The sequence below is a fragment of the Ruegeria faecimaris genome (genome assembly GCF_900182615.1).
Lineage (GTDB): Bacteria > Pseudomonadota > Alphaproteobacteria > Rhodobacterales > Rhodobacteraceae > Ruegeria > Ruegeria faecimaris.
The window spans coordinates 198343-222706 of sequence record NZ_FXTE01000002.1 but is presented as its reverse complement, the minus strand read 5'-3'; the positions used below and the strand labels follow the sequence as shown (position 1 = coordinate 222706).

Here is a 24364-nt window from a genome sequence, read left to right as displayed (position 1 = left end):
GTCTCCTGTTGGCGCGGCTCTTCTCACAGGATGGGCAAATTGTCCAGCCACCGCACCGGTTCACGCCAACGTCAGGTGGCAATCCTCGGGCGATACCCTATCTTCAAAGTGCTGGCACACACAGGGAGATCTCAAAATGACCGTTACACTAACTCGTAGGGCCGCACTGGGCGCGGCGGCAGCATTGCCTTTTGCATCAGCTGCTACCCCCATCCTGGCTGCAGCAAGCGATACCAAAGCGAATTCAACCATCGCGAAATCGTTCCAGCTGGGCGATTTCACCGTAACAACTCTGCTGGATGGCAGCCTGCCGCGCGATGGCGCCAAAGAGATTTTCGGCGGCGGCGCCACGGATGAGGAATTTGCAAACGTATCGGCCCAGAATTTTATTCCTGCCGATAAAGCCCAGTTCTTTTTCACACCAACGCTTGTCAATACCGGATCTGAACTTGTGCTGTTTGATACTGGCCTTGGGCAAGGCGGCATTCAGGCGGCATTGGCAGATGCAGGCGTGAACCCGGATCAAATCGACGTCGTCGTCATCACCCATATGCACCCTGACCATATTGGCGGCATGACCACAAATGACGCGCCAACCTTCCCGAATGCGCGCTATGTCACCGCATCATCCGAGTATGACTTTTGGGCCGCGCAGGATTCCGGCAATCGGGTCGGCGATCTGGTCGCCGCCAAAGTGACCCCAATGGCCGAAAAGATGACCTTTGTCGGCGATGGCGGCGAGGTTCTGTCCGGAATAACCGCCGTTTCAGCGCATGGGCATACCCCCGGACACACGGTCTTTCATCTGGAAAGCAACGGTCAACGTCTGGTGCTGACGGCCGATCTGGCCAATCACTATGTGTGGTCTTTTGCTCGTCCCGAGTGGGAGGTAAAGTTCGACATGGACAAAGCCGCAGCCACCGCTTCACGCCGCAATGTGCTGGGGATGCTGGCGGCAGACAAAGTTCCGATGATCGGATATCACATGCCCTTCCCCGCAGCCGGTTACGTCGAGACGCGCGGCGATGGGTTCAGGTTTGTCCCGGTCAGCTATCAGATGATGGGTTAACGTCTAATACCCCGGGTCCGGCCGGATTTTCGACCCGTTCGCAAAGCGGGACAGGCGGAAAACGGCCGGATTAACACAGGGGGCATTGCCCGAGACCAGATCAGCCATCAGCCGCCCAGCACCGGGCCCGATTCCGAACCCATGACCCGAGAAACCCGTAGCGATGAACAGGCCGGGCCTGTGGTCCACGTGCGAGATGATCGGGATCGCATCCGGCGTTACATCAATCATCCCTGCCCAGCTTTGAACGATTTCAGCCTGCTTTAGCGCGGGAATGCCAGTGATTGCGCTTTTCCAAGCCCGCCGCAACGCCCGGCGCGATGGTTCGGGATCCAGAGTGCGGCAAAGTTCGAACGGTGTCACATCCGTGGGCAACCACCTCCGATCTTGTCGCGCCTCTTCGGCCCACCGCTTCGACACCCGAAACCGCAGCGACCGCCACTCCTGACGAAACGCAGGAAGAAATTGCCACGCCAGACGAAGGCTATCCGGCACGATATCAACGGTGTTTTCGTGCCCGGACGCAATCGTATACCCTCCGTCGTCCCGCTTGCGTATTGCAAAATCGTCCGACCACAAGGCGGCCTCAGGACCGGAAACCGGAGAGGTTCGGAATACGGTGTTCAGCACCTTCAGTTGTGGAAAATCAACTCCGGCATTCCCTGCAAACAAGCGCGACCACGCACCGCCCGCCAGTACGACATTGCCGCAGGCCACGCGACCGCGTTCTGTGAAGACACCGACGACACGGTCCGCCTCTGTATCCAGACTGCGCACTGCACAGTTGGTCATCAACAGAGCCCCCCGGTCACGCGCAGCTTCGGCGATTGCGGGTGCAGCCCATTGCGGTTCCGCCCTACCGTCTTGCGGCATAAACAATGCGCAATCCAACCCCGTCCGATGGTCTGGCATTAGTTCCGCCAACAGAGCCCCGGACACCATCCTTGCCCCAGTATTCAACCCCTCCACATGGCGAAGCCAGCGTTCAAGATTGCCCTGTTCCCGCTTGCCAGAGGCGCCGAACAGGATACCTGCCTGTGTGAAACCTGTCTTGCGCCCGGTGCGTTGATCGAGCTGCGCCCAGATACGCTGTGATTCCTGCATCAGCGGGATTTCCCGAGGATCGCGCATACCCAAACGCACCCATCCCCAGTTCCGTGAACTCTGCTCGGAGGCAATTTGTCCCTTTTCGCACAGAAGGACAGACATTCCCCGCTCTGACAGTTCGAGGGCGGTTGATGCCCCAATAATTCCTCCACCAATGACAACAACATCAACGGCTTTTGGCAGCTTTAGATCGGGTTCAACAGCATTAGGCTTGGGGCCAGGCATCAACCGCTCATAATTCATTGCACGGACCGCAATGAAGGCGCGGGATCACGACAGACGCAACAGAAGAAACTTTGCGTCAATGACTATTGCTCAGGCCTGTGACCATTCGGCCAACGTGGCAAGCCAGCGCATCTAATTCAGGATTTTGAAAACTTCAGGCCGCGCCGCACAATTCAGCCAGTTTCTGACGCAAAGAGGTAGCGATACCGCCTTCCGGCACCTCGGCTTCTGTTACCAGAAACTGCGCGCCGGGGCCCACCGTCGTGGATTCCTCTTTTGGCACCTCTTCATTCAACAAATTGGCAATGGCAGCATCTACCTTTGCCTCATCCAGAGACCGACCTTCGGATTGCATAGACCGCCATTTTGGCGGTGAATGAAGCGGTTTATCGTATTCATCGTACATAATGGCACCAAATCGTTAACTCAGACATCCAATTTCGGACGCGTCGCTAAAGACCGAAGGGAAAGCTCATTAACACCTATTTCCCACAATGCGTCGCATCCGCCCCACATGGGGCAACAATCAAGCTAAAATGTGGCAAAAAAAAGACCGGGTATCAAGTGGAGCTCGGATACGCCCAAGAGAATCTAAGCCACTGCACTCAAAAATAAAAACAGTTCCAGAAGCAAGCGGTTATTGCCCATAAAATGGAAACAGTTTTCGCGTCAAAATGGTGATTCCTGTAAGGCGTCAGGTCCTGTCGCGCCAACGATTCACGATAGGATACCTGCGATCCAGCCAGAATGCCCGCTTGGTCAAACGTGTCCCCGGGGCGGACTGAAACCGTTTATATTCGCTGATATAGACCAAATGTTCGATCCGGCGCGCAACGGCTTCTTCGAACCCGGCGGCCACGCAATCCGCGATCGACCCATCCTGATCAACCAATATATCCAGAATGGCGTCCAGAACCGGATAATCCGGCAGGCTGTCACTGTCCTTCTGGTCTTCGCGCAACTCGGCACTAGGAGGTTTGTCGATGACCGAGGGTCGGATGACTTCACCCTCAGGGCCTTTCATCCAGCCGCGATGATTGGCATTGCGCCAGCGGCAAGTCTCGAACACGCGGGTTTTGTACAGGTCTTTGATTGGATTATAACCACCGTTCATATCCCCATAGATCGTGGCATATCCAACGGCGACTTCGGATTTGTTACCTGTGGTCAGCAGCATCTCGCCGAACTTGTTCGACAGGGCCATCAGCAACAGCCCCCGCAGGCGGGACTGGATGTTTTCTTCGGTCAGATCTTCGTCTCGCCCGGCAAACAATGGGGCAAGCGTATCCGTGATCGCCGCGCGCCCCTGTGCAATAGGGACGAAATCATAGTGAACACCCAACGACTTAGCCACCGCTTCGGCATCATCCAAAGAATCCTGGCTGGTATATTCCGACGGCAACATCACGCAGCGAACATTTTCAGCGCCAATCGCATCCACCGCTATTGCCGCGACAAGGGCTGAATCAACGCCGCCAGAGAGACCCAGAACACCCTTTTTGAACCCGGTTTTGGCCATGTAATCACGCAGAGACTGGACCATCGCGCGATAGTCCTGCTCCCACGCATCTGGCTGCGGCACAATCTCGTCCGGAATTATGCGCCAACCTGCATCGCCGCGTTCAAGATCCACATGCGCTATCGCTTCGTCGAACACAGGCATTCGGAATGCCAGTTCTCCGCCTGGATTCAACCCGAAGGTCGCCCCGTCAAAGACCTGATCGTCCTGCCCTCCGACCATGTTCAGGTAAATCAGCGGCAATCCGGTCTCAACCACGCGCGCCACCATATGGTTCAGGCGCACATCATATTTGTTTCGGAAATAAGGCGAGCCGTTGGGGATCAGCAGAAACTCGGCTCCTGTCTCCTCCAGCGTCTCGGCAACATCCGGATGCCAGCTGTCTTCGCAGATCGGGCTGCCGATCCGAGAGTTGCCAACCGAATAGGGACCGCCCAGCGGGCCGGAATCATATAGGCGCACTTCGTCAAAGACTGTCTCATTCGGCAGGTGATGTTTCAGCACTTTACTGCTGATCCTGCCGTTCTTGAGGATGAGATAGGCGTTATACAGCCGGTCATTTTCGAACCACGGCCCACCGATCGCAATCGCAGGTCCATCGGCGCAACGTTCCGCAAGCGCCTCAACAGCTTTCATTGCGGCTTTGTGGAACGCGGGCTTGATCACAAGGTCCTGCGTATTATAGCCGGTGATGAACATCTCGGGGAAAGCAACAAGTTGGGCACCGGCCTCGCGCGCCTGTTCCCACGCAGAAAAAGCCTTGGCCGCATTGCCTTCCAAATCCCCGACAATGGGATTGAGTTGCGCCAGAGTGATACGGAAACGGTCGGCCATACTGCCCTCTTGCCCTCGTCTGTCCTATTGCCATTTACCAGATCGCACCGCGAGTGAAAGACCAATAAGGCAAAAGCCGTTGCCCTGCCTGCGTCGGTATCCTAGTTTTGCGCAAAAGCACGATGCTCGCGCAGACAGGACCAAACATGAACGTTTTTCGCACTTCAATCGCCGCAGTTGCATTGACCCTGTCAGCGCTGACCGCCTTCGCGCAGAACGATCAGGTAGTCGTGGCCGATGACGAAGTGGGCGGCGTATACGAAGGCACGTTCCTAAATGGCCTGCGGCACGGAACCGGCACCTACCAGTTGCCGGATGGTTTCGAATACGAAGGCGAATGGATCGAAGGCGAAATTCAGGGTCAGGGTATCGCGCGCTATGCTAACGGGTCGATCTATCAGGGCGCCTTTGCCAACGGTCAACCCGAAGGGTTCGGAACGATCATCTATGCTGATGGTGGCAGCTATGAAGGGGAATGGGCCGATGGCTCGTTCAACGGCCAAGGAGTCGCCGTCTATGCCAACGGAGCGAAATACGAAGGTGGGTTCAAGAATGCCCGGCACCACGGCAAAGGCACTCTGACCGACCCGACCGGAGAGGTCTACGAGGGCGACTGGGTCGACGGGGTCAAGCAGGGCAAAGGCAAGATCACCTCAGCCAAAGGCAACGTGTATGAGGGCGACATCAAAGACGGCAAGCGTCATGGCACAGGTAGCCTGACACGGCCGGAAGGTATGAGTTATACGGGTGACTGGTCCGAAAATCGCATGACCGGAAAAGGCCGTCTACTGCAAGCCAATGGCGATTTGTATGAAGGCGACTTTTTTGATGGGCGCCGACAAGGCAAGGGCAAGGCAACCTATGCCAGTGGCGCCATTTACGAAGGTGACTATCACGATGATCGCCGCCACGGCAAAGGCCGTTTTCTGGGCACGGACGGGTTTGACTATACTGGTGAATGGAAAGACGGCCAGATTGAGGGCCTCGGAGAGCTGACCTATCCTGACGGTTCGACCTATGTCGGTGATTTCAGTGCAGACCTGCCCCATGGCAAAGGAATGCACACCTATCCTGATGGCCTGATTTACGACGGCGACTGGATCGCCGGCGTCTTCGAGGGTCAGGGCAAGGCCACTTACCCGAACGGCGCCATCTACGATGGGCAGTTCAAGAACGGTCTGAACCACGGCACCGGTGTTCTGACATTTGCAAACGGGTACAAATATGAAGGCGATTGGGTCGACGGTGCGCGCCAGGGCGAGGGCACAGCCAGCTTCCCGGACGGAACGACCTACAAGGGCGATTTCAAAGATGGGCAGCGCCACGGGCAAGGATCGATAACCACACCGCGCGGCTTCACCTATACAGGCGGTTGGGTCGAGGGGAAGATCAGCGGCACCGGAACCGCTACCTATGCGACTGGTGACGTGTACGAAGGTGGGTTTTTGGACAACAAACGCCACGGTGACGGCACGATGCGCTATGCAGACGGCAAAGAAGAAACCGGCGTCTGGGAAAACGGTGTTCTGCCGGGTGAAAACACCAGCGAGCCGCAGGAGAGTGCTCCGGCAGACGACAGCGCGACAACGGCAACCAGCCCTGCCTCTGACGGTTAGCGGGTCTCACCACGGCACAGGTTTTCCAGCCCAGTCGAAGAACCCGCCCGTGTCTGCGGGCACAAGCGCCTTGGCGACGCTCAGCAGGTTTCGCGCAGCTTCATCCGATTCAACGGCCGGGTGTCGCCCGACATATTTGCGCGTGAATTCTGTACGCACTGTGCCCGGATGCAGGGCCACACAGATCGCCTGTTTGTGGGTGCGGGCCAGCTCAATCGCGGATGTGCGCACAATCTGGTTGGCCGCAGCTTTTGAGGCCCGATAGCTGATCCATCCACCCAGCTGATTATCTCCGATTGATCCGACGCGGGCGGACAACACCGCCACGACAGATCGCCTGTCCCGTGGTAGCAGCCGCGCAGCGTGTGACAGCACAAGGGCCGGACCAACCGCATTCAGGGCAAACTGGTCCATCATTGCTTGCGCTGAAATTGATCTGATGGACTTCTCTGGCTGTGCACCATTGATTTCCAAAGCACCCGTCGCAATGAAGATCATGTCAAACGGGCATTGCAATGCTTCCAGAGCCGGGCCGACAGCTTCGACATTCGTGAGGTCGAAACCATCAGCAGAACGCGACAAGGTGGTTACGTCTACGGATTGCATGGTCAACAGCCTTTGCAGCGCGGCACCGATACCACCCGAGGCACCTATGATGAGAGCTTTCTCCATTCCGGATCAACTAGCGGTCTTCATTCGGCAATCAACCGTCACGGTTCGTGCAGGTTTTGACGTCTGCATGAAATTCCTACTTTTCATTCCCCGCATGCGCTGTATAAGCTCAACCCCATGATCAACCGCGCAGATATCCTTGTTGCCGACACCGCCCCCTGCGGTGCGTCTCTGCGTGGCCTACTGATCCTAATCCGCCTCTGAGCGTGCCACCCGGCGCGCCCGCTCAGAGGAGGACGCCCGCGCGCCATAGGCTTTAGGACAGAAGAAGAAAGAGAATCCCATGACCAATGTGACCGACCAAGACCGCGTCTTGATCTTTGACACCACTTTGCGCGACGGCGAGCAGAGCCCCGGCGCGACCATGACCCATGCCGAAAAGCTGGAAATCGCGGAACTGCTGGACGAGATGGGTGTCGACATCATCGAGGCCGGTTTCCCGATCGCATCAGAAGGCGACTTCAAAGCCGTCAGCGAGATTGCCGAGCGATCACAAAACAGCCGCATCTGTGGGTTGGCCCGTGCGAATTTCGCTGATATCGACCGCTGCTGGGAGGCGATCAAACACGCTGGCAAGAACCGCATCCACACTTTCATCGGCACCTCGCCGCTGCACCGTGCCATTCCGAACCTGACCATGGACGAGATGGCCGACAAGATCCACGAAACCGTCAGCCACGCCCGCAACCTGTGCGAAAATGTACAGTGGTCGCCGATGGATGCGACCCGGACCGAGTGGGATTATCTGTGCCGTGTGATCGAGATCGCGATCAAGGCCGGTGCCACAACGATCAACATCCCCGACACTGTCGGTTACACGGCACCTGTCGAATCCGCTGACCTGATCAAGCGCCTGATCGAAACGGTTCCGGGCGCGGATGAGGTGGTGTTTGCCACCCATTGCCACAACGATCTTGGCATGGCGACGGCGAACTCACTGGCGGCTGTCGCTGGTGGTGCGCGTCAAATCGAGTGCACCATCAATGGCCTTGGCGAGCGTGCGGGCAATACTGCGCTGGAAGAAGTTGTGATGGCGCTGCGCACCCGCAATGACATCATGCCGTGGCATACCGGCATCGACACCACCAAGATCATGCATATCTCGCGCCGGGTTGCGACGGTTGCGGGCTTCCCGGTTCAGTTCAACAAAGCCATCGTCGGCAAGAATGCCTTTGCGCATGAAAGCGGAATCCATCAGGACGGCATGCTGAAGAACCGAGAGAATTTCGAGATCATGCGCCCTGAAGATATCGGCCTGTCGGGCACCTCTCTGCCGCTTGGCAAACACTCGGGCCGGGCTGCGTTGCGCGACAAGCTGGAAACGCTCGGCTTTGAGGTCGGTGACAATCAGCTCAAGGACATCTTCGTGCGGTTCAAGGATCTGGCCGACCGCAAGAAAGAGGTTTTTGACGACGACCTGATCGCGTTGATGAGCCAGGATGATGAGGCCGACGATCGCCTGCAGTTGGTTTCGATGAAAGTCACCTGCGGCACCGGCGGTCAGGCGGAATCGACGGTCGAGCTGGAAGTGGATGGCAAGGACATTGTCGCGACCGAACATGGCGACGGTCCAGTCGATGCCACCTTCAAAGCCGTTCGCCGAATCTATCCCAACACCGCCCGCCTGCAACTGTATCAGGTCCATGCTGTGACCGAGGGTACTGATGCGCAGGCAACCGTATCGGTTCGGCTGGAAGAGGACGGCATGATCGCCACCGGTCAGTCAGCGAATACCGATACGGTCGTGGCATCCGCCAAGGCCTATATCCACGCACTGAACCGCCTGATCATGCGCCGTGAAAAGGCCGGGCCAGGTGCAGACACGCGTGAAATCAGCTATAAGGACCTGACCTGACCGCCAGATGAAACTCCCAAGGGCTCCCGCACCCGCGGGCGCCCGGCTACACCGGACGCCCTTGCGGCTTTGGGCCCGGCAGCGCGCATGCGGCGCGCTGCCGGGCCCAACACGTTTGACGGCATCTTTAGATGCTGGCAGATGAGGCGGGAGAACCTTGTGGTCCGAAATCAGACTGGCGTCACAGCCCTTTGAACAGCTCTGACAGACGGTCCATTTCATCTTGGATGCCAAAGGGCGCGTTCAGCAGAAACATCCCTGATCCGACCATTCGGTGACCTTCCCGCGCAGGTGCAAACCGGACTTCATGACGGATCGCCTTGGGAAAACCCTGCGCCTTCAACGCGGCAACCATCGGGGCCTGACGTTGATCGGACAGGATCGGATACCACAGCGCGATGACGCCCACATTCCATTTACGGTGCAGTTTTGAGATCACGCCCGGTAGCCGGTCATAATCCGCCTTCACCTCATAGCTGGGATCAATCAACAGCATCCCGCGCCGCGGCGTTGGTGGCAGCAAAGACTGCGCCAGCTCATACCCGTCCTGTTTGTACTCCTTTGCCCCAAAGGGGGACATGGTCATCGACAATGCCGCGTATTCCTGCGGGTGCAGCTCTGCGAAATGCAGACTGTCCTGATCCCTCAGCAGGTTGGCCGCGATCAGCGGTGAACCGGCATAGCTGTTTTCCCCGTGCCGTTCATGGACCTTGGCCAACGCCAGAGACAATGGATGATCTGCTGGGAACCACCCTTCGCGCTGCGCTCGCTTGATACCTACGGCTGCCTCGCCTGTGCGCACGGCTTCTGCTGCGTCTAACTGGTACAGGCCACGCCCGGAATGGGATTCCAGATAGGTTATCGGCTTATCTTTTCGCGTCAGATAGTCCAGTACCCATGCCAAAAGAGCGTGCTTTTGAACATCGGCCAGATTCCCGGCGTGGTAAATGTGTTGATAAGAGAGCATGTTGCCTTCTAAAGTCCCTCTCAATAAGGCGGAAAGGTGCTGAGTTACGCGGAATCAGCCCTTTTACCGGGCGAGATGGCACCCTATAAGACATCCGTCCCGGAACCGTCGAGTCGCGGGCAGTAGAAATTCTGACGAACGGGATCAGTACAACATGGGCATCTTTGGCAATCTGGGCGGCTTGTTCTCAGCGGACATGGCGATCGACCTTGGAACAGCAAATACGCTTGTTTATGTCAAAGGGCGCGGTGTGATCCTGTCGGAACCTTCAGTTGTGGCTTACCACGTCAAGGATGGGGTTAAGAAAGTCCTCGCCGTCGGTGAGGATGCCAAGCTGATGCTGGGCCGAACCCCTGGTTCGATCGAAGCGATCCGCCCCATGCGCGAAGGCGTGATTGCGGATTTCGACACCGCTGAAGAAATGATCAAGCACTTTATTCGTAAGGTGCATAAACGCTCCACATTCTCAAAGCCCAAAATCATTGTCTGTGTCCCCCATGGTGCTACGCCTGTTGAAAAACGGGCCATTCGCCAATCGGTTATGTCCGCAGGCGCTCGCCGGGCGGGACTGATCGCCGAACCCATCGCTGCGGCTATTGGTGCAGGAATGCCCATCACTGACCCGACCGGCAACATGGTCGTGGATATCGGCGGCGGCACCACCGAGGTTGCGGTTCTGTCGCTGGGAGACATCGTCTATGCCCGTTCGGTCCGCGTCGGCGGAGACCGGATGGATGAGGCGATCATCTCTTACCTGCGCCGCCAGCAGAACTTGTTGGTGGGTGAATCCACCGCCGAGCGGATCAAAACCACCATCGGAACCGCCCGTATGCCTGATGACGGGCGCGGCCAGTCGATGCATATCCGTGGCCGCGATCTGTTGAATGGCGTGCCCAAAGAAATCGAGATCAGCCAGGCGCAGGTCGCCGAGGCCCTGTCGGAACCGGTTCAGGCAATCTGCGAAGCCGTTATGACCGCACTTGAAACTACGCCGCCTGATCTGGCCGCAGATATCGTGGACCGCGGCGTCATGCTGACCGGTGGCGGTGCTTTGTTGGGCGATTTGGATCTGGCACTGCGGGAACAGACAGGTCTGGCCGTATCGATTGCTGATGAAAGCCTGAACTGTGTGGCTTTGGGCACCGGCAAGGCACTGGAATACGAAAAACAGCTGCGCCACGCGATTGACTACGAAAGCTAAGGCGCGCACCCTCTAAAGGGTACATTCGGGCGCGAGCAGCACGGGAAGGAGTCCTGTGGCAAAGGACCGATCACAGCGCGATGAATACACCACCCCGCTCCGCCGTCTGCTGCTGGGGATTGTGGTTCTGTGCCTTCTGGGCATCTTTCTGGTCTGGCGCATTGACAGCCCTCGCGTCGAACGGTTTCGGGCGCAGGTTGTCGACAACGTGGTGCCCTCGATGGATTGGGCGATGGTTCCGATTACCGCTGCGGTCAATCTGGCACGGGATTTTCAGAGCTATCAACGCCTGAGCGAGCAGAACCAGGAATTGCGCAGCGAGTTGCGTCTGATGCGCGCCTGGAAAGAGGCCGCACTGCAACTTGAGCAGGAAAATGCCCGGCTTCTGGATCTAAACAATGTGCGTCTCGATCCGCGCCTGACCTATATTACCGGGGTCGTCATGGCCGATAGCGGTTCTCCGTTCCGGCAGTCGGTTCTGTTGAACGTGGGCGAGCGTGACGGAATTATGGATGGATGGGCCACCATGGACGGGATTGGCGTTGTCGGTCGTATCTCGGGTGTTGGTCCAGATACCGCACGGGTGATCCTGATGACCGACGCATCCAGCGCGATACCTGCCACGATTCAACCGTCGGGGCAGACCGCTCTGATTGCCGGGGACAACACCGCCGCGCCTGTGGTTGAGTTTCTGGAGAACCGCGAACTGGTGCGCCCGGGCGACAGGGTTGTGACTTCGGGGGATGGCGGCGTTTTTCCTGGCGGCCTGCTGATCGGTCAGATTACCGCTGATCCGGGTGGCCGCTTGCGGGTGCGGCTGTCTGCAGATTTTGAACGGCTCAAATTTCTAAGAGTGCTACGCTATCAGTCTGCGCCACTTATTCAGGACCCCGGAGGAATTGTCGGCCCACGCCAACCCGAGGCGGCACTGACACCGACGGAGACCGGCGATGGATAGTGCCGCGTCCAATCTGTGGCTCAAACGTGGCCTGTATCTGCTGTTGGCGCTGCTGGTCTTGTTCCTGCACCTGCTACCACTGGACACGCAGCCGGATCGCTGGCCGTTTCCGGATTTCCTGATTGCGTTGACCTTTGCCTGGGTTCTGCGGCGCCCCGAATATGTGCCAACCCTGCTGGTCGCCCTGATCATGCTGGCAGCCGACCTTCTGTTTCAACGTCCCCCCGGCTTGCTGGCCGCGCTTGTTGTGTTGGGTACTGCCTATCTTCGGTCTGCAACTCCCGGGTTGCGCGACGCGGGCTTTTTGGGCGAATGGACCACCGTTGCCGTCGTGATCACAGCTGTTTTTTTCCTGAATCGCGTCATTCTTGCTATTCTGTCCGTGCAACAAGCGGCATTGGGGATGGTCGTGGTGCAAGTGGTTCTGACAATCGGGATCTACCCATTGATCGTTCTGCTCAGTCAGAACGGTTTTGGTGTGCGTCGTGTCGCACCTTCTGACCCTGGCCTGTCGGGAGGGCGGTAATGAAACAGCGCAAACCTAAGTCACAGGGCCTCGCCTATAAACGTTTGCCACGCCGTGCGCTGATCCTTGGAGGCCTGCAAGCCGCTTTTATCGGAGGTCTGGCCGCCCGGATGCGGTTTATGCAGGTAGATCAGGCTGACGAATACCGCCTGTTGGCCGAGGAAAACCGGATTAACATCCGCCTGATCCCGCCCACACGTGGTCGAATATACGATCGCAACGGGCAGATCATCGGGCAAAACTCTCCGTCCTACCGTATCGTCATGGTGCGCGAAGATGCGGGCGATGTTGAAGCCGTCATCTCCAAGCTTTCTGAACTGATCCCACTGACCGAGGATGAGGTCGAACGCGCCATGACCGAAATGCGCAGATCGGCCCCGTTCCTGCCGGTCACTCTGGCCGATCAAGTCACGTGGGAAGATATCTCGAAAGTTGCCGTCAACGCCCCCGCCCTGCCCGGTGTCACACCCGAGGTCGGGATGACCCGGCAATATCCCAGATATGAGGATTTCGCGCATATCGTCGGCTATGTCGGACCAGTCAGCGATTACGACCTCAGTCAGATAGAAGATCCGGAACCCGTTCTGCGCATTCCCCGTTTTCAGATCGGCAAGGTCGGGCTTGAGGCCAAACAGGAAATCAGCCTACGCGGCAAAGCAGGCGCCAAACGCGTCGAAGTGAACGCCACCGGCCGCGTGATGCGTGAACTTGACCGTCAAGAAGGTTTGGCCGGGGCCGATTTGCAACTGTCGGTCGATGCCGATCTTCAACAATACGCTCAGGCCCGTTTGGCTGGTGAAAGCGCCGCAGCAGTGGTGATCGACTGTGAGACCGGTGATATCCGCGCCATCAGTTCCGCACCCAGCTTTGATCCCAACCTTTTTGTGCGCGGAATCTCGGTTGCCGATTACCGGGCTCTGACTCAAGACAACTATCGCCCGTTGGCCAACAAGACAGTACAGGGCACCTATCCACCCGGCTCGACCTTTAAGATGATCACCGCCATGGCCGCGCTTGAGGCTGGGGTCATCGGTCCTGGAAACACTGTTTACTGCCCCGGCCACTTGAAGGTCGGCAGTCGCCGGTTCCATTGTTGGAAACGCGGCGGGCATGGTACAGTTGATCTTGGTCTGTCTCTGAAACGCAGCTGCGATGTGTATTATTACGACGTTGCCCTGCGCACAGGCATCGACAATATCTCCGACATGGCTCGTATCTTTGGGCTGGGCGTGAAACACGATATCCCGATGTCCGCAGTGGCTGCAGGGCTTGCCCCCAATCAGGCTTGGAAAGAGCGTGTCCACGGCGAAGAATGGCTGGTAGGTGACACTGCCAATGCCTCAATCGGTCAGGGCTTTATGCTGGCCTCACCGCTGCAACTAGCCGTCATGACAGCCCGGATTGCAACTGGGCGTGCGGTCTCGCCACGCCTTGTGCGTTCGGTCAATGGGGTTGAACAACCCTCGGGCGCGGGGGAACCGCTCGCGGTCAATCGGACTAATCTGGAATATGTCCGCAAGGCAATGTTTTCGGTCTCGAACGACCGGCGCGGCACGGCCTATCGCAGCCGCATCATCTCGGATGAGTTCCGTATGGCGGGCAAGACCGGCACCAGCCAAGTCCGCAATATCACCAAGGCTGAACGTGCGGCTGGCGTTATCCGCAACGAAGACCTGCCGTGGGAACGCCGTGACCACGCGCTGTTCGTCAGCTTTGCTCCCTATGACAACCCGAAATACGCCGTAGCCGTCGTGGTGGAACATGGCGGGGGGGGGTCGAAGGCCGCGGCACCAGTTGCACGGGATATCATGCTGCAGGCGCTGTACAACGGTACGCCACCACTCGAAGCGTATCCGGCCGCCGATCGTGAGCGTATCAAGGAACAGCAAAAACAGCTGGAGGGCGACCGCCGCCCCAAAGCGCGTCCGCCCCAGAAGGACCGCGCATGAGCTATCTTGAATATGCCGTCAAATCCACGCCATCGGGGTTCCGCAAGTTCCTGTATATGAACTGGCCCCTGACCCTGCTGCTGATCAGCGTGGCCAGCGCAGGGTTCCTGATGCTGTACTCGGTGGCGGGTGGATCATGGACCCCTTGGGCCGAACCTCAGATGGAACGCTTTGGGTTGGGCTTGACCGCGATGTTCATTGTGGCACTGGTCCCAATCTGGTTCTGGCGAAATATGTCGGTTCTGGCTTATCTGGCCTCGATCGCTCTACTTGTGGTGGTCGAGTTGTTCGGAACGGTTGGCATGGGCGCGCAACGCTGGATCGACCTGGGGTTCATGCGCCTGCAGCCATCAGAGGTGATGAAAGTAGCACTGGTGATGGTGCTTGCGGCCTATTACGACTGGCTCCCATCGCATAAAACGTCACACCCCCTTTGGGTTCTGATCCCTGTCATCCTGATCCTGATCCCCACCTTCATGGTGTTGCGTCAGCCAGATCTTGGCACCTCAATCCTGCTGCTGGCGGCGGGGGGAGGCCTGATGTTTCTTGCCGGCGTTCACTGGGCCTATTTCGCTGCGGTTATCGCCGCGGGTGTCGGTCTGATCGCCACGGTCTTCAACAGCCGCGGAACCGAGTGGCAGTTGCTCAAGGATTACCAGTTCCGCCGCATCGACACCTTTCTTGATCCCTCCACTGATCCGCTGGGCGCGGGGTATCACATCACCCAGTCCAAGATCGCGCTGGGGTCCGGAGGCTGGAACGGGCGCGGGTTCATGCAGGGCACACAATCGCGCCTGAACTTCCTGCCCGAGAAACACACAGATTTCATCTTTACGACGCTGGCCGAAGAATTCGGATTTGTCGGCGGCATCACCCTGCTGGTTCTCTATGGGCTGATCCTGATCTTTTGCCTGGTTACGGCCCTGACAACCAAGGACAGGTTTTCCTCTTTGGTCACGCTGGGTATCGCACTGAACTTCTTCCTATTCTTTGCCGTAAACATGTCGATGGTCATGGGCTTGGCCCCAGTCGTAGGGGTTCCCCTGCCGATGGTCAGCTATGGCGGTTCGGCCATGCTGGTTTTGATGGCAGCTTTCGGCATCGTCCAAAGTGCCCATATTCACCGCCCCCGCTGATCCGAAAGGCCCGCTATGACCGCAAACATCCTGTTCTCGGCACGCCCCGAACTATGGCCCGTGTATCAACCCTTGATGACACAGTACCTGACTAATGCCGGGGTCGCGTTTCAGCTAGGCACCAAGTTTGAACCAGATCAGGTGGATTACGTCGTCTATGCGCCCAATAGCGGCTTACGGGATTTTGCACCTTACACCCGCCTCAAGGCCGTGCTCAGCCTTTGGGCTGGGATCGAAAGCATCGTCGAGAATGACACTCTGACCGTGCCGCTGGCGCGAATGGTGGACCACGGGTTGACGCAGGGAATGACCGAATGGGTCGTCGGTCACGTGCTGCGCTATCATCTGGGTATGGACCGGCACATCACGGTTCAGGATGGGGTTTGGGCCCCAGATCCACCACCGCTGGCCTCGGACAGAACCGTCTGCATCCTGGGCCTTGGCGCATTGGGAGAGGCCGCAGCCCGCGCGCTGTCTGCACTGAATTTCAACGTTACCGGCTGGAGCCGCTCGGCCAAGGCCATCCCCGGGGTCACCTGCTTTCACGGTGAGGATAGGTTGCGTGCGGCACTGACACAGGCCGAGATCGCGGTTTTATTGCTGCCCGATACGCCTGCCACGGAAAACACACTGAACGCCGAAACCCTGTCCCTGATGCCCAAGGGTGCGCATATCATCAACCCGGGCCGAGGACCGCTGATCGACGATCAAGCCTTGCTGGCAGCTCTGGATACGGGCCAGATCGGTCACGCAACGCTGGATGTTTTCCGGGTCGAGCCGCTGCCTGCGAGCCACCCGTATTGGACGCATCCAAACGTCACGGTGACGCCTCACATTGCCTCTGAAACCCGCCCCGTTACATCGGCGCAGGTGATCTGTGAAAATATTCGCAGAGGTGAGGCGGGCGAGCCTTTCCTGCACCTCGTTGACCGCGAAATGGGATATTAGGCTGCGATAAGGCCGCGCCCCTTCAGCAGGGCCTCAACCCCCGGCAAACGACCGCGGAAGGCCAGATACAGATCTTCGGCTTCGCGGGAACCGCCAGTGGACAGGATATTTTCCTCCAGCGCTTTTGCGCGTTCGGAATCAAAGGCGCCCCCCGCCTCTTCGAACGCGGCAAAGGCGTCTGCATCCATGACCTCGGACCACATATAGCTGTAATAGCCAGCGCTATAGCCGTCACCGGCAAACACATGCGCAAAATGCGGCGTGGCATGGCGCATCCCGATTGCCGCGGGCATTCCCAGATCCGCCAGAACTTCTGCCTGTCTCGCCATCGGATCGTCGGGCACAGCGCCCTCATGAAAGGCCAGATCAACCAGCGCCGAGGCCACATATTCTACAGTCTGGAACCCCTGATCGAAATTGGCGGCCTTGAGCACCTTCTTTAGCATCTCCTGCGGCATCGGTGCGCCGGTTTCGGCATGGGTAGCGAATTCGGCCAGAACCTCAGGGACTTCAAGCCAGTGTTCGTATAGCTGGCTGGGCAGCTCGACAAAGTCGCGCGCAACGGAGGTGCCCGAGATGCTTTCATAGGTCACGTTCGACAGCATCTGGTGCAACGCATGGCCGAATTCATGGAACAAAGTCCGAGCGTCGTCATAAGACAGCAGCGCCGGATCACCCTTGGCGAAATTACAGACGTTGATCACGACCGGAGCCTGCACCTTGGGAAACTTTGCCTGCCCGCGCATCGCGCTGCACCAAGCGCCTGACCGTTTGGAGCCGCGTGCAAAGTAATCCCCGATGAACACCGCGATATGTTGCCCGTTCCGTGTCACTTCCCAGGCCCGGCAGTCCGGATGGTACAGCGGTATGTCCAACTGCTTGAATTCCAGCCCGAACAAACGGTTCGCGCAGGCAAAAGAGGCCTCGATCATGCGATCCAACTGCAGGTACGGTTTCAGCGCAGCCTCATCCAGATCGTGTTCAGCCTTGCGACGTTTCTCGGCGTAGTAACGCCAGTCCCACGCCTCCAAAGGCCCATTCACCCCATCATTCTGCATCATCTGCGTCAGGATTTCAGCATCAGCATTGGCACGCGTTTTGGCAGGCTCCCAAACCTGCATCAGCAGATCACGGACGCGGTCGGGCGTGCGGGCCATTTCGGTTTCCAGTTTGAAATCGGCAAAACTTTCATAGCCCAGCAGCTTTGCACGTTCCTGACGCAACTGCAGGATTTCGGCGGCAATTTCCCGGTTGTCAGTCTCGCCGCCATTTGCCCCCCGGGCAGTCCATGCGTGATAGGCTTTCTGGCGCAAATCCCGGCGCGGTGAAAACTGCAGAAACGGTACGATCAGTGACCGGGACAGGGTGACAACCGGTCCTTTTGCACCCTTTTCCTCACCCGCTGCCCGGGCAGAATTGACCACAAAACCAGGAAGCCCCTGTAGGTCATCTTCGGACAATTCCATGAACCAATCGCGCTCATCGGCAAGAAGGTTCTGGGTGAAGGACGTCCCCAGCGAGGCAAGCCGCGCTTTGATCTCTTGCATCCGCGTGTCTTCGTTTCCCTCAAGCGCCGCACCAGCGCGCACAAACCCGCGATGCGACAGCATCAGAACGCGTGCCTGCTCATCCGTCAGGCCCAGTTCATCCTTGCGCGTCCACAGATCGGCAACCCGCTGAAACAACGCCTTATTCGATGAGATGCCTGAGAAATGCGCGGCCAGCTTGGGTGAAAATTCGCGCTGCAACTCCTCACGCAAGGGATTGCTGTCTGCGCCCGCGACCGTGAAGAATACCGACAGAACCTTGTCCATCATCTCTCCTGCAGCTTCCAGCGCTTCGACCGTGTTGGAAAAAGTCGGGGCCTCCGGGTTAGAGGCAATCGCGCCAATCTCAGCGTTATGGGCCTGCATGGCCGCGTCCAGGGCCGGGGCGAAATCCGTGTCGGATATCGTGTCGAACGGCGCAATTTCGAACGCGCTGGTCCAGGCGGACAGAATCGGGTTGGTCATTGAAGTCTCCTTTGTCCCCTACCTAAGAACGACGGCGTGTTCGATCCAGAGCAGGGGGGTTATCCTTTGCCACAAACGGGGCAATCTGCACGGCGAGGCAGTGTAATCTTGCGGCTTTCGCCATAGAGAGCGTCGTAAATCAGCATCTCACCCCTCAGTGCCAGACCCGCCCCGGTGATCACCTTGATCGCCTCAACAGCCATCATCGAACCGACGACGCCAGGCAAGGGGCCGATCACCCCAGCCTCGGCGCAGGACGGGGCCAGACCTGGAGCCGGAGCCTCGGGGAAAATGCACTGATAACAAGGCGCATCGTTGGCCGGGTCGAAAACGCTGAGCTGGCCTTCCCATTGCGACAGAGCCCCCGAAATCAGCGGCTTGCCCAACGCGACCGCCGTGCGATTGGCCAAATAGCGCGTGTCGAAATTATCAGTTCCGTCCAGGATGACGTCAAAATCGGAAAATAGCTCGGTGGCGACCTCTTCGGTCAGTCGGCGGTGATAGGGCAGAACAACCACATTCGGGTTTTGCGCCAGCATGGCCTGCTGGGCCGAAAAAACCTTGGGCATGCCGATATCCGCATCCTGGTGGATCACCTGACGCTGAAGATTGGCGTTCTCAACCTCATCATCATCAATCACCCCGATCGTGCCGACCCCGGCCGCAGCCAGATACTGCAAAGCGGGCGCCCCAAGCCCCCCGGCGCCGATCACAAGCACGCGGGCCTGCTTCATCTTTTTCTGCCCTGGCCCACCAATTTCGCGCAACACGATATGGCGGGCATAGCGGTCAAGCTCGGTCTCGGAGAATTTGTCTGAGGGCATGGCTGGCTCCTTGTTCGAGGCCGGCGCCGCGCGTTTTCGCAGCGCTTTCAGTCCCCTTCCATAGATCAGAACCAGAACCGCCGTACCAACCAAAATCAACCAGGTCGCAGCAGAACCACCCGTGGCCTGACGCAGGGGGTTACCAAGGGGCAAAACCAGCTGTGCCGAGATTACCCCCAGCAACAACACCCCAACCGAAATCATCCGTGCATTGCGTGACACGCCAGCCAGATAGCCGAGCCCCCAAAGCGCTGCGGCGATGATCAGGACAAGTAACATCAGCCGCGCCCGGTCGAACCGAACCCGCCTGCACCGCGGTCAGTATCGCTGAGCGTATCCGTGGCCTCGAATGACGCCTGCACCACCGGGGCGACGACCAGTTGGGCGATACGTTCCCCATGGGTGATTTCAAAGCTCTCCTGCCCAGCGTTCAACAGGATCACCCCCAGAGGGCCGCGATAGTCGCTGTCGATCGTACCCGGCGTATTGGGCAGCGTGATCCCGTATTTCAGCGCAAGGCCCGAGCGGGGCCGGACCTGCACCTCATACCCTTTTGGGATTTCAATCCGCAGTCCGGTGGGAACCAGAGCCCGCTGACCGGGCAGCAGCGTGATCGGCGTCTTGTCCGGCAAGTTTGCACGCACATCCGCGCCTGCCGCTCCGGTGGTTTCATAAGATGGCAAGGGCACCGAAGGGTCGGCCCCGTCCTCACGGATCACACGAATTGCTACCATCGGATATCCTCTTGTCTAACCGGCCAACGCGTCGGAAATCTTGTGTGCCAGTCTTTCGGCCACTGCGTCTTTGCCCATGCGTGGCCATTCCTCAGCCCCATCATCGGAGATCAGGATCACCGCGTTTTCGGCGCCCCCCATGATCCCGGTCGCCGGGCTGACATCATTCGCAATGATCCAGTCGCACCCTTTGCGCTCGCGTTTGGCGGTCGCATGTTCGATCACATTGTCCGTTTCCGCGGCAAAGCCAACAACTAGCGCGGGGCGTCCATCGTCAAGCTTGGCGACCCGCTTCAGAATGTCCGGGTTTTCAGCAAAATCCAGCGCCGGAAGACCGTCGCGTGTCTTTTTCAGCTTGCGGTCCGACGCGCTGGCCACCCGCCAATCCGCCACGGCGGCGGCAAATACCCCGGCATCGACAGGCAAGGCTGAATCCACCGCGTCTGACATCTGCTGGGCTGTTTCAACCCGCACAACCTCGACCCGATCGGGTGCAGGAACCTCGGCAGGTCCGGTTACAAACACAACCTCTGCACCCAACGCAGACAGAGCACGTGCAATCGCTGTGCCCTGCGCCCCTGATGAGCGGTTCGCGATATAGCGCACCGGGTCAATCGGCTCGTGCGTGGGACCCGAGGTCACAAGAATGCGTTTACCGCTGAGCGGTCCGCTGCCCAGCGATGCCTCAATCGCGGCGACGATCTCAAGCGGTTCCGACATGCGGCCCGGACCATATTCGCCACAGGCCATGTCGCCTTCGTTCGGCCCGACAAAACGAATGCCGTCCGCCTGCAACTGTTCAAAATTACGACGCGTCGCCGGGTGATCCCACATACGGACATTCATCGCAGGCGCACACAGAACCGGTGTGTCAGTCGCCATCAATAGGGTCGAGGCCAGATCATTCGCCAACCCACCTGCCATTTTGCCCATTAAATCCGCAGTCGCCGGAGCGACCACGACAAGATCCGCAGAGCGGGACAACTGGATATGCCCCATCTCGGCCTCATCGGTCAGATCGAACAGATCGCGATAGGCCTTCTCGCCGGCCAGCGCGGCAACAGACAGAGGTGTCACGAATTCTTCTGCTGCGCGGGTCAGGACCGGCGTAACGGCGGCGCCGCGTTCCTTCAGTCGCCGGATCAGATCCAGTGACTTATAGGCAGCAATACCGCCACCAATGATCAGCAGAATCCGTTTCGATGCCAGCATGTTGTGCCCTTCCCGTCTCGGTCGGCCCCGACATTAGGCAAGCGCGCCCGACAGTTCCAGCGGTTAATTCTGCGGTTGAAAGGCCAGGCAGGGGTCTTCTCGGTCCGCGGTCGGGCTGTCGATGACTGCATCATAGTCCCCTTGGATCGTACCGTCTTCAGACTGACCCAGGACATACACTTTAAGACCCGGACGCAGACGCGACAGGAATGTCGGAATACCGCGGTCCTTTCGTGCGTGGCCATTTCCGGTGATAACTGCAACCGGGCCACCGGTTTCGTCAACGGCACGCAATATGGCCCGTGCCAGCACCGCATCACGCAACCTTTGGATCGCAACCAGCTGCGGCAGAGCGCTTTCCGGCAGCGCATCGCAATGCGCCGCCATCTGGTCAGCCTCGCGCGCCGCCTGTTCCGCCTTTGACAGAGGTATGGTCAACCCAAATCGCGCTGCGTCAGCGCCCAGCGCAGTTGCAGCGCCACGTTCCATCGCTGTACGCGCTGCCTTACGCGGGACCATTGCGCCATAGACCGGCGCATCCGTGGCCTGAAAGATCGGGTAATACAGGCTGAGAGGGGGCCAGCCGGATTCCGCCCAACGCAGGATGCGTGACAGTTCTTCGGGATCGGACGCCGCTTTTTGCGCCAGGCGCTGCGCGCCTTCCTCGGTGACCATTTCCCAGACTACGGCGGAGGGGTCGATCAATGTAATCGCCTGTTCCTGAACCAGATGATGGCGGGGATTGTCATGGGTTTCGCCCAGCAAAACAACGTCTGCCATTCGCATCGCTGCCGCGACATCGTCAGGGATCAGGTCATCGGCATGACCGGACCCAGCCATAACCATCAGCGTACACATCAGAATCGCAATCTGTTTCATGCGATGAAGTGTTGCACCTCGCGCGATTGAGCTTCAAGGTTCTTACGCATTTTTACAAAAGCCGCGGCTTCAAGCTGACGCACCCTCTCTTTCGACAGGCCCAGTTCCTGACCCAGGCTTTCCAGTGTGCGCACCGGTTCACGCAGCTTGCGTTCGCGCACTATGAAGCGCTCTCGGTCGTTGAGGGCCTGCATCGCCATCACCAGCCATTCGCGCAACTGTTCGGTGTCGTGCTTGTTTTCAACGGTTTCAGCGGCCTGTTCCCGGTCATCCTCTAACGCGTCGATCCATTCGCGCCCGTCTTCATCCGTGGATTGCACAGCGTTCAACGAGAAATCCGACCCTGCCAGCCGGCCTTGCATCATCTCAACGTCGCGCAACGGAACACCGATCTCGGCTGCTATCATCTGGTGCAACTGGTGACGGTCCAGCGCCATCCCATCAGTGGCCGCTTCGCGTTCAAGCCGGGCCTGGACGCGACGCATGTTGAAAAACAGGGATTTCTGGGCAGAGGTGGACCCGGTCCGAACCATTGACCAGTTTCGCATTACATAGTCCTGGATACTCGCCTTGATCCACCAGACGGCGTAGGTCGAGAACCGAACCCCGCGATCCGGGTCAAATTTGTCAGCGGCCTTCATCAGACCCAATCCGGCCTCTTGGATCAGATCGTTCATCGGCGCGCCATAACGTTTGAACTTGGCCGCCATCGAAATTGCCAGTCGCATATAGGCGGTGATTAACCGGTGCAGCGCCTTTTCATCGCGCTGGTCGCGCCAGGCATAGGCCAGCTTCAACTCGGTTTCTGCATCCAGTAACTCGGCCTTCATCGCCCTGCGCGACATCGAGAAATCGTTTGCGCTGTCCAGTGCCATGGAAATCTCCCTTTTTCGCTGGCGCGGCCCGGGCTTGCCTTGCCGACCCATGGTCGATACGCAGAACAACACCAGGTGGATCACTTAAAAGGTAATGATCGTGGGTTCGGATTTAACCTTTGTGCTGGGCGGAGCAGCCTCAGGCAAGTCGGCATTCGCCGAGCAACTTGTTGTTTTATCAGGGAAAGGCCGCGTTTATCTGGCCACATCACAAGTGTTTGATGATGAGATGCGCGATAAGGTTAAGCGCCATGTTTCACAGCGCGGCAGCGGTTGGGACACGATCGAGGCCCCCTTGGACCTTGGCGCAACGCTGGCCGAGCTGACCCCGGATCAGATCTGTCTGATAGATTGTGCTACCATGTGGCTAACCAATCACCTGCTGGCGGAACACGACCTGCAGCAGGCCCAGACAGCACTGCTTGATGCGTTACGAGACTGTCCTGCCCCGGTCGTCATCGTCTCGAACGAGGTTGGCCACGGGATCGTCCCGGGCAACGCCCTGTCTCGCCAATTCCGCGAGGCGCAAGGCCGCCTGAACATCGCGCTCGCCGCGCAGGCTGATCTGGTGGTTCAGGTCACTGCCGGGCTTCCTGTGGTATTGAAAGGGCAACTGCCATGACGCGTCTGCATCTAGTCAGGCACAGTCCGACCCATGCCAAAACCATGGTCGGCTGGTCCGATCTGCCTGCTGACCTAAGCGACCACGCCGCCATTGGCCGGCTAAAAAGCTACTTGCCGGCCAACGGGTTGTTGATCTCATCCGACCTGTGCCGTGCCGTTGACACGGCTTCGGCGGTACAGGGCACCCGGCACCGCCTGCCCCACCACCCCGACCTGCGAGAGATCAATTTTGGCAGTTGGGAATTGCGCGGGTTCGAGGAAATCGAGGCCGAAGACCCCGAACTAACCTTCGCCTACTGGGACAATCCCGGTGAAGTTCGCCCGCCAAACGGCGAAAGCTGGAATGAAGTCCGAGCCCGCGTCAACGCGGTTATTGACAGGTTGATTGGCGATCACACCGGCCAGGACCTGATCATTGTTGCCCATTTCGGCGTCATCCTGACACAGGTCCAGCGTGCCATGGATGTGGACGCGCAAGAGGCTTTCGGCCACCGGATCGACAATCTTTCCGTGACTGAGATTACTCATCACGGCGACGGTTGGTCGGTCGGTCGGATCAATCACTGCCCGTGATCAGGCCGCGCACAAATCTCTGTTTTACGGATTGAATAGCCTGAGTCAT

22 protein-coding genes are annotated in these 24364 nt (G+C 58.5%); 11 read left to right on the top strand and 11 right to left on the bottom strand.

Going from position 1 to position 24364, the window contains the following annotated elements:
• The first annotated feature begins 136 nt into the window (after positions 1-136).
• Positions 137-1069: an MBL fold metallo-hydrolase gene (locus FN806_RS07365; protein ID WP_142635616.1), complete on the top strand. Its 933-nt coding sequence runs from the start codon at positions 137-139 to the stop codon at positions 1067-1069.
• 3 nt (positions 1070-1072) lie between these two features.
• On the opposite strand, the gene FN806_RS07360 is transcribed toward FN806_RS07365, so the two are convergent.
• The 3 genes from FN806_RS07360 to FN806_RS07350 all read right to left on the bottom strand — a co-directional run bounded on the left by FN806_RS07360 (position 1073) and on the right by FN806_RS07350 (position 4754).
• Positions 1073-2401, bottom strand: coding sequence for an NAD(P)/FAD-dependent oxidoreductase (locus FN806_RS07360; protein ID WP_142635614.1), 1329 nt, complete (start codon positions 2399-2401; stop codon positions 1073-1075).
• Between the two features lie 154 nt (positions 2402-2555).
• Positions 2556-2807: a hypothetical protein gene (locus FN806_RS07355; RefSeq protein WP_142635612.1), complete on the bottom strand. Its 252-nt coding sequence runs from the start codon at positions 2805-2807 to the stop codon at positions 2556-2558.
• A gap of 288 nt (positions 2808-3095) precedes the next feature.
• Positions 3096-4754, bottom strand: coding sequence for an NAD+ synthase (locus tag FN806_RS07350; RefSeq protein ID WP_142635611.1), 1659 nt, complete (start codon positions 4752-4754; stop codon positions 3096-3098).
• Between the two features lie 146 nt (positions 4755-4900).
• On the opposite strand from FN806_RS07350, the gene FN806_RS07345 reads away from it, so the two are divergent.
• Complete coding sequence (locus FN806_RS07345; RefSeq protein WP_142635608.1) at positions 4901-6370, top strand: MORN repeat-containing protein; 1470 nt, start codon at positions 4901-4903, stop codon at positions 6368-6370.
• Positions 6371-6376: 6 nt separating this feature from the next.
• Here the strand turns inward: FN806_RS07345 and FN806_RS07340 are convergent, their stop codons facing one another.
• Positions 6377-7042: an SDR family NAD(P)-dependent oxidoreductase gene (locus FN806_RS07340; protein ID WP_142635605.1), complete on the bottom strand. Its 666-nt coding sequence runs from the start codon at positions 7040-7042 to the stop codon at positions 6377-6379.
• 283 nt (positions 7043-7325) lie between these two features.
• Between FN806_RS07340 and FN806_RS07335 the strand changes: the two genes are divergently transcribed.
• A complete protein-coding gene (locus FN806_RS07335; protein WP_142635603.1) occupies positions 7326-8897 on the top strand; it encodes a 2-isopropylmalate synthase in 1572 nt (523 codons plus the stop codon).
• 181 nt (positions 8898-9078) lie between these two features.
• Here FN806_RS07335 and rlmJ read toward each other — a convergent pair whose 3' ends face one another.
• Positions 9079-9864, bottom strand: coding sequence for a 23S rRNA (adenine(2030)-N(6))-methyltransferase RlmJ (rlmJ, locus tag FN806_RS07330; protein ID WP_142635601.1), 786 nt, complete (start codon positions 9862-9864; stop codon positions 9079-9081).
• A gap of 154 nt (positions 9865-10018) precedes the next feature.
• Here rlmJ and FN806_RS07325 point away from each other — a divergent pair, with 154 nt between their 5' ends.
• The 6 genes from FN806_RS07325 to FN806_RS07300 are packed head-to-tail and all read left to right on the top strand — an operon-like array spanning position 10019 to position 16582.
• The gene (locus FN806_RS07325) at positions 10019-11065 is read left to right on the top strand and encodes a rod shape-determining protein (RefSeq protein WP_142635599.1); all 1047 of its coding nucleotides are present in this window, start codon (positions 10019-10021) and stop codon (positions 11063-11065) included.
• Positions 11066-11120: 55 nt separating this feature from the next.
• Positions 11121-12023, top strand: a complete 903-nt coding sequence (mreC, locus tag FN806_RS07320; RefSeq protein ID WP_142635597.1) for a rod shape-determining protein MreC — start codon at positions 11121-11123, stop codon at positions 12021-12023.
• Positions 12016-12549, top strand: a complete 534-nt coding sequence (locus FN806_RS07315; protein ID WP_142635595.1) for a rod shape-determining protein MreD — start codon at positions 12016-12018, stop codon at positions 12547-12549. The genes mreC and FN806_RS07315 overlap by 8 nt, the downstream gene beginning before the upstream one ends.
• On the top strand, positions 12549-14498 hold the full coding sequence (mrdA, locus tag FN806_RS07310; RefSeq protein WP_142635593.1) for a penicillin-binding protein 2: 1950 nt from the start codon (positions 12549-12551) through the stop codon (positions 14496-14498). Before FN806_RS07315 ends, mrdA begins: the two co-directional genes overlap by 1 nt.
• Positions 14495-15634, top strand: coding sequence for a rod shape-determining protein RodA (rodA, locus tag FN806_RS07305; RefSeq protein WP_142635590.1), 1140 nt, complete (start codon positions 14495-14497; stop codon positions 15632-15634). The genes mrdA and rodA overlap by 4 nt, the downstream gene beginning before the upstream one ends.
• Positions 15635-15649: 15 nt before the next feature.
• Positions 15650-16582 (top strand): 2-hydroxyacid dehydrogenase, encoded by a 933-nt coding sequence (locus FN806_RS07300; protein WP_142635588.1) that lies wholly within the window; start codon positions 15650-15652, stop codon positions 16580-16582.
• Here FN806_RS07300 and FN806_RS07295 read toward each other — a convergent pair.
• From FN806_RS07295 to FN806_RS07270, 6 genes are all read right to left on the bottom strand, one after another.
• On the bottom strand, positions 16579-18594 hold the full coding sequence (locus FN806_RS07295; RefSeq protein ID WP_142635586.1) for a M3 family metallopeptidase: 2016 nt from the start codon (positions 18592-18594) through the stop codon (positions 16579-16581). The two genes, FN806_RS07300 and FN806_RS07295, sit on opposite strands and share 4 nt — an antisense overlap.
• Before the next feature lie 59 nt (positions 18595-18653).
• Positions 18654-19697, bottom strand: a complete 1044-nt coding sequence (locus FN806_RS07290; RefSeq protein ID WP_142635584.1) for a HesA/MoeB/ThiF family protein — start codon at positions 19695-19697, stop codon at positions 18654-18656.
• Entirely contained in the window at positions 19697-20152 is a 456-nt protein-coding gene (gene dut / locus FN806_RS07285) for a dUTP diphosphatase (RefSeq protein ID WP_142635582.1), read from the bottom strand. Before dut ends, FN806_RS07290 begins: the two co-directional genes overlap by 1 nt.
• A gap of 15 nt (positions 20153-20167) precedes the next feature.
• Positions 20168-21364, bottom strand: a complete 1197-nt coding sequence (gene coaBC, locus FN806_RS07280) for a bifunctional phosphopantothenoylcysteine decarboxylase/phosphopantothenate--cysteine ligase CoaBC (RefSeq protein ID WP_142635580.1) — start codon at positions 21362-21364, stop codon at positions 20168-20170.
• 63 nt (positions 21365-21427) lie between these two features.
• Complete coding sequence (locus FN806_RS07275; protein WP_142635578.1) at positions 21428-22243, bottom strand: ChaN family lipoprotein; 816 nt, start codon at positions 22241-22243, stop codon at positions 21428-21430.
• Entirely contained in the window at positions 22240-23118 is an 879-nt protein-coding gene (locus tag FN806_RS07270) for an RNA polymerase factor sigma-32 (protein ID WP_142635576.1), read from the bottom strand. The genes FN806_RS07275 and FN806_RS07270 overlap by 4 nt, the downstream gene beginning before the upstream one ends.
• A gap of 100 nt (positions 23119-23218) precedes the next feature.
• Here FN806_RS07270 and cobU point away from each other — a divergent pair, with 100 nt between their 5' ends.
• Positions 23219-23740: a bifunctional adenosylcobinamide kinase/adenosylcobinamide-phosphate guanylyltransferase gene (gene cobU / locus FN806_RS07265; RefSeq protein ID WP_142635574.1), complete on the top strand. Its 522-nt coding sequence runs from the start codon at positions 23219-23221 to the stop codon at positions 23738-23740.
• Positions 23737-24315, top strand: coding sequence for a histidine phosphatase family protein (locus tag FN806_RS07260; RefSeq protein ID WP_142635572.1), 579 nt, complete (start codon positions 23737-23739; stop codon positions 24313-24315). Before cobU ends, FN806_RS07260 begins: the two co-directional genes overlap by 4 nt.
• Positions 24316-24364 lie beyond the last annotated feature (49 nt).

Coding starts and splice junctions, on each gene's coding strand:
- FN806_RS07315 (WP_142635595.1), top strand. CDS start 12,016: ATGGATAGTGCCGCGTCCAATCTGTGGCTCAAACGTGGCCTGTATCTG.
- FN806_RS07335 (WP_142635603.1), top strand. CDS start 7,326: ATGACCAATGTGACCGACCAAGACCGCGTCTTGATCTTTGACACCACT.
- rlmJ (WP_142635601.1), bottom strand. CDS start 9,864: ATGCTCTCTTATCAACACATTTACCACGCCGGGAATCTGGCCGATGTT.
- FN806_RS07300 (WP_142635588.1), top strand. CDS start 15,650: ATGACCGCAAACATCCTGTTCTCGGCACGCCCCGAACTATGGCCCGTG.
- FN806_RS07350 (WP_142635611.1), bottom strand. CDS start 4,754: ATGGCCGACCGTTTCCGTATCACTCTGGCGCAACTCAATCCCATTGTC.
- mrdA (WP_142635593.1), top strand. CDS start 12,549: ATGAAACAGCGCAAACCTAAGTCACAGGGCCTCGCCTATAAACGTTTG.
- FN806_RS07340 (WP_142635605.1), bottom strand. CDS start 7,042: ATGGAGAAAGCTCTCATCATAGGTGCCTCGGGTGGTATCGGTGCCGCG.
- FN806_RS07290 (WP_142635584.1), bottom strand. CDS start 19,697: ATGTTACTTGTCCTGATCATCGCCGCAGCGCTTTGGGGGCTCGGCTAT.
- FN806_RS07365 (WP_142635616.1), top strand. CDS start 137: ATGACCGTTACACTAACTCGTAGGGCCGCACTGGGCGCGGCGGCAGCA.
- FN806_RS07260 (WP_142635572.1), top strand. CDS start 23,737: ATGACGCGTCTGCATCTAGTCAGGCACAGTCCGACCCATGCCAAAACC.
- coaBC (WP_142635580.1), bottom strand. CDS start 21,364: ATGCTGGCATCGAAACGGATTCTGCTGATCATTGGTGGCGGTATTGCT.
- FN806_RS07355 (WP_142635612.1), bottom strand. CDS start 2,807: ATGTACGATGAATACGATAAACCGCTTCATTCACCGCCAAAATGGCGG.
- FN806_RS07295 (WP_142635586.1), bottom strand. CDS start 18,594: ATGACCAACCCGATTCTGTCCGCCTGGACCAGCGCGTTCGAAATTGCG.
- FN806_RS07270 (WP_142635576.1), bottom strand. CDS start 23,118: ATGGCACTGGACAGCGCAAACGATTTCTCGATGTCGCGCAGGGCGATG.
- FN806_RS07275 (WP_142635578.1), bottom strand. CDS start 22,243: ATGAAACAGATTGCGATTCTGATGTGTACGCTGATGGTTATGGCTGGG.
- FN806_RS07345 (WP_142635608.1), top strand. CDS start 4,901: ATGAACGTTTTTCGCACTTCAATCGCCGCAGTTGCATTGACCCTGTCA.
- FN806_RS07325 (WP_142635599.1), top strand. CDS start 10,019: ATGGGCATCTTTGGCAATCTGGGCGGCTTGTTCTCAGCGGACATGGCG.
- dut (WP_142635582.1), bottom strand. CDS start 20,152: ATGGTAGCAATTCGTGTGATCCGTGAGGACGGGGCCGACCCTTCGGTG.
- rodA (WP_142635590.1), top strand. CDS start 14,495: ATGAGCTATCTTGAATATGCCGTCAAATCCACGCCATCGGGGTTCCGC.
- FN806_RS07360 (WP_142635614.1), bottom strand. CDS start 2,401: ATGCCTGGCCCCAAGCCTAATGCTGTTGAACCCGATCTAAAGCTGCCA.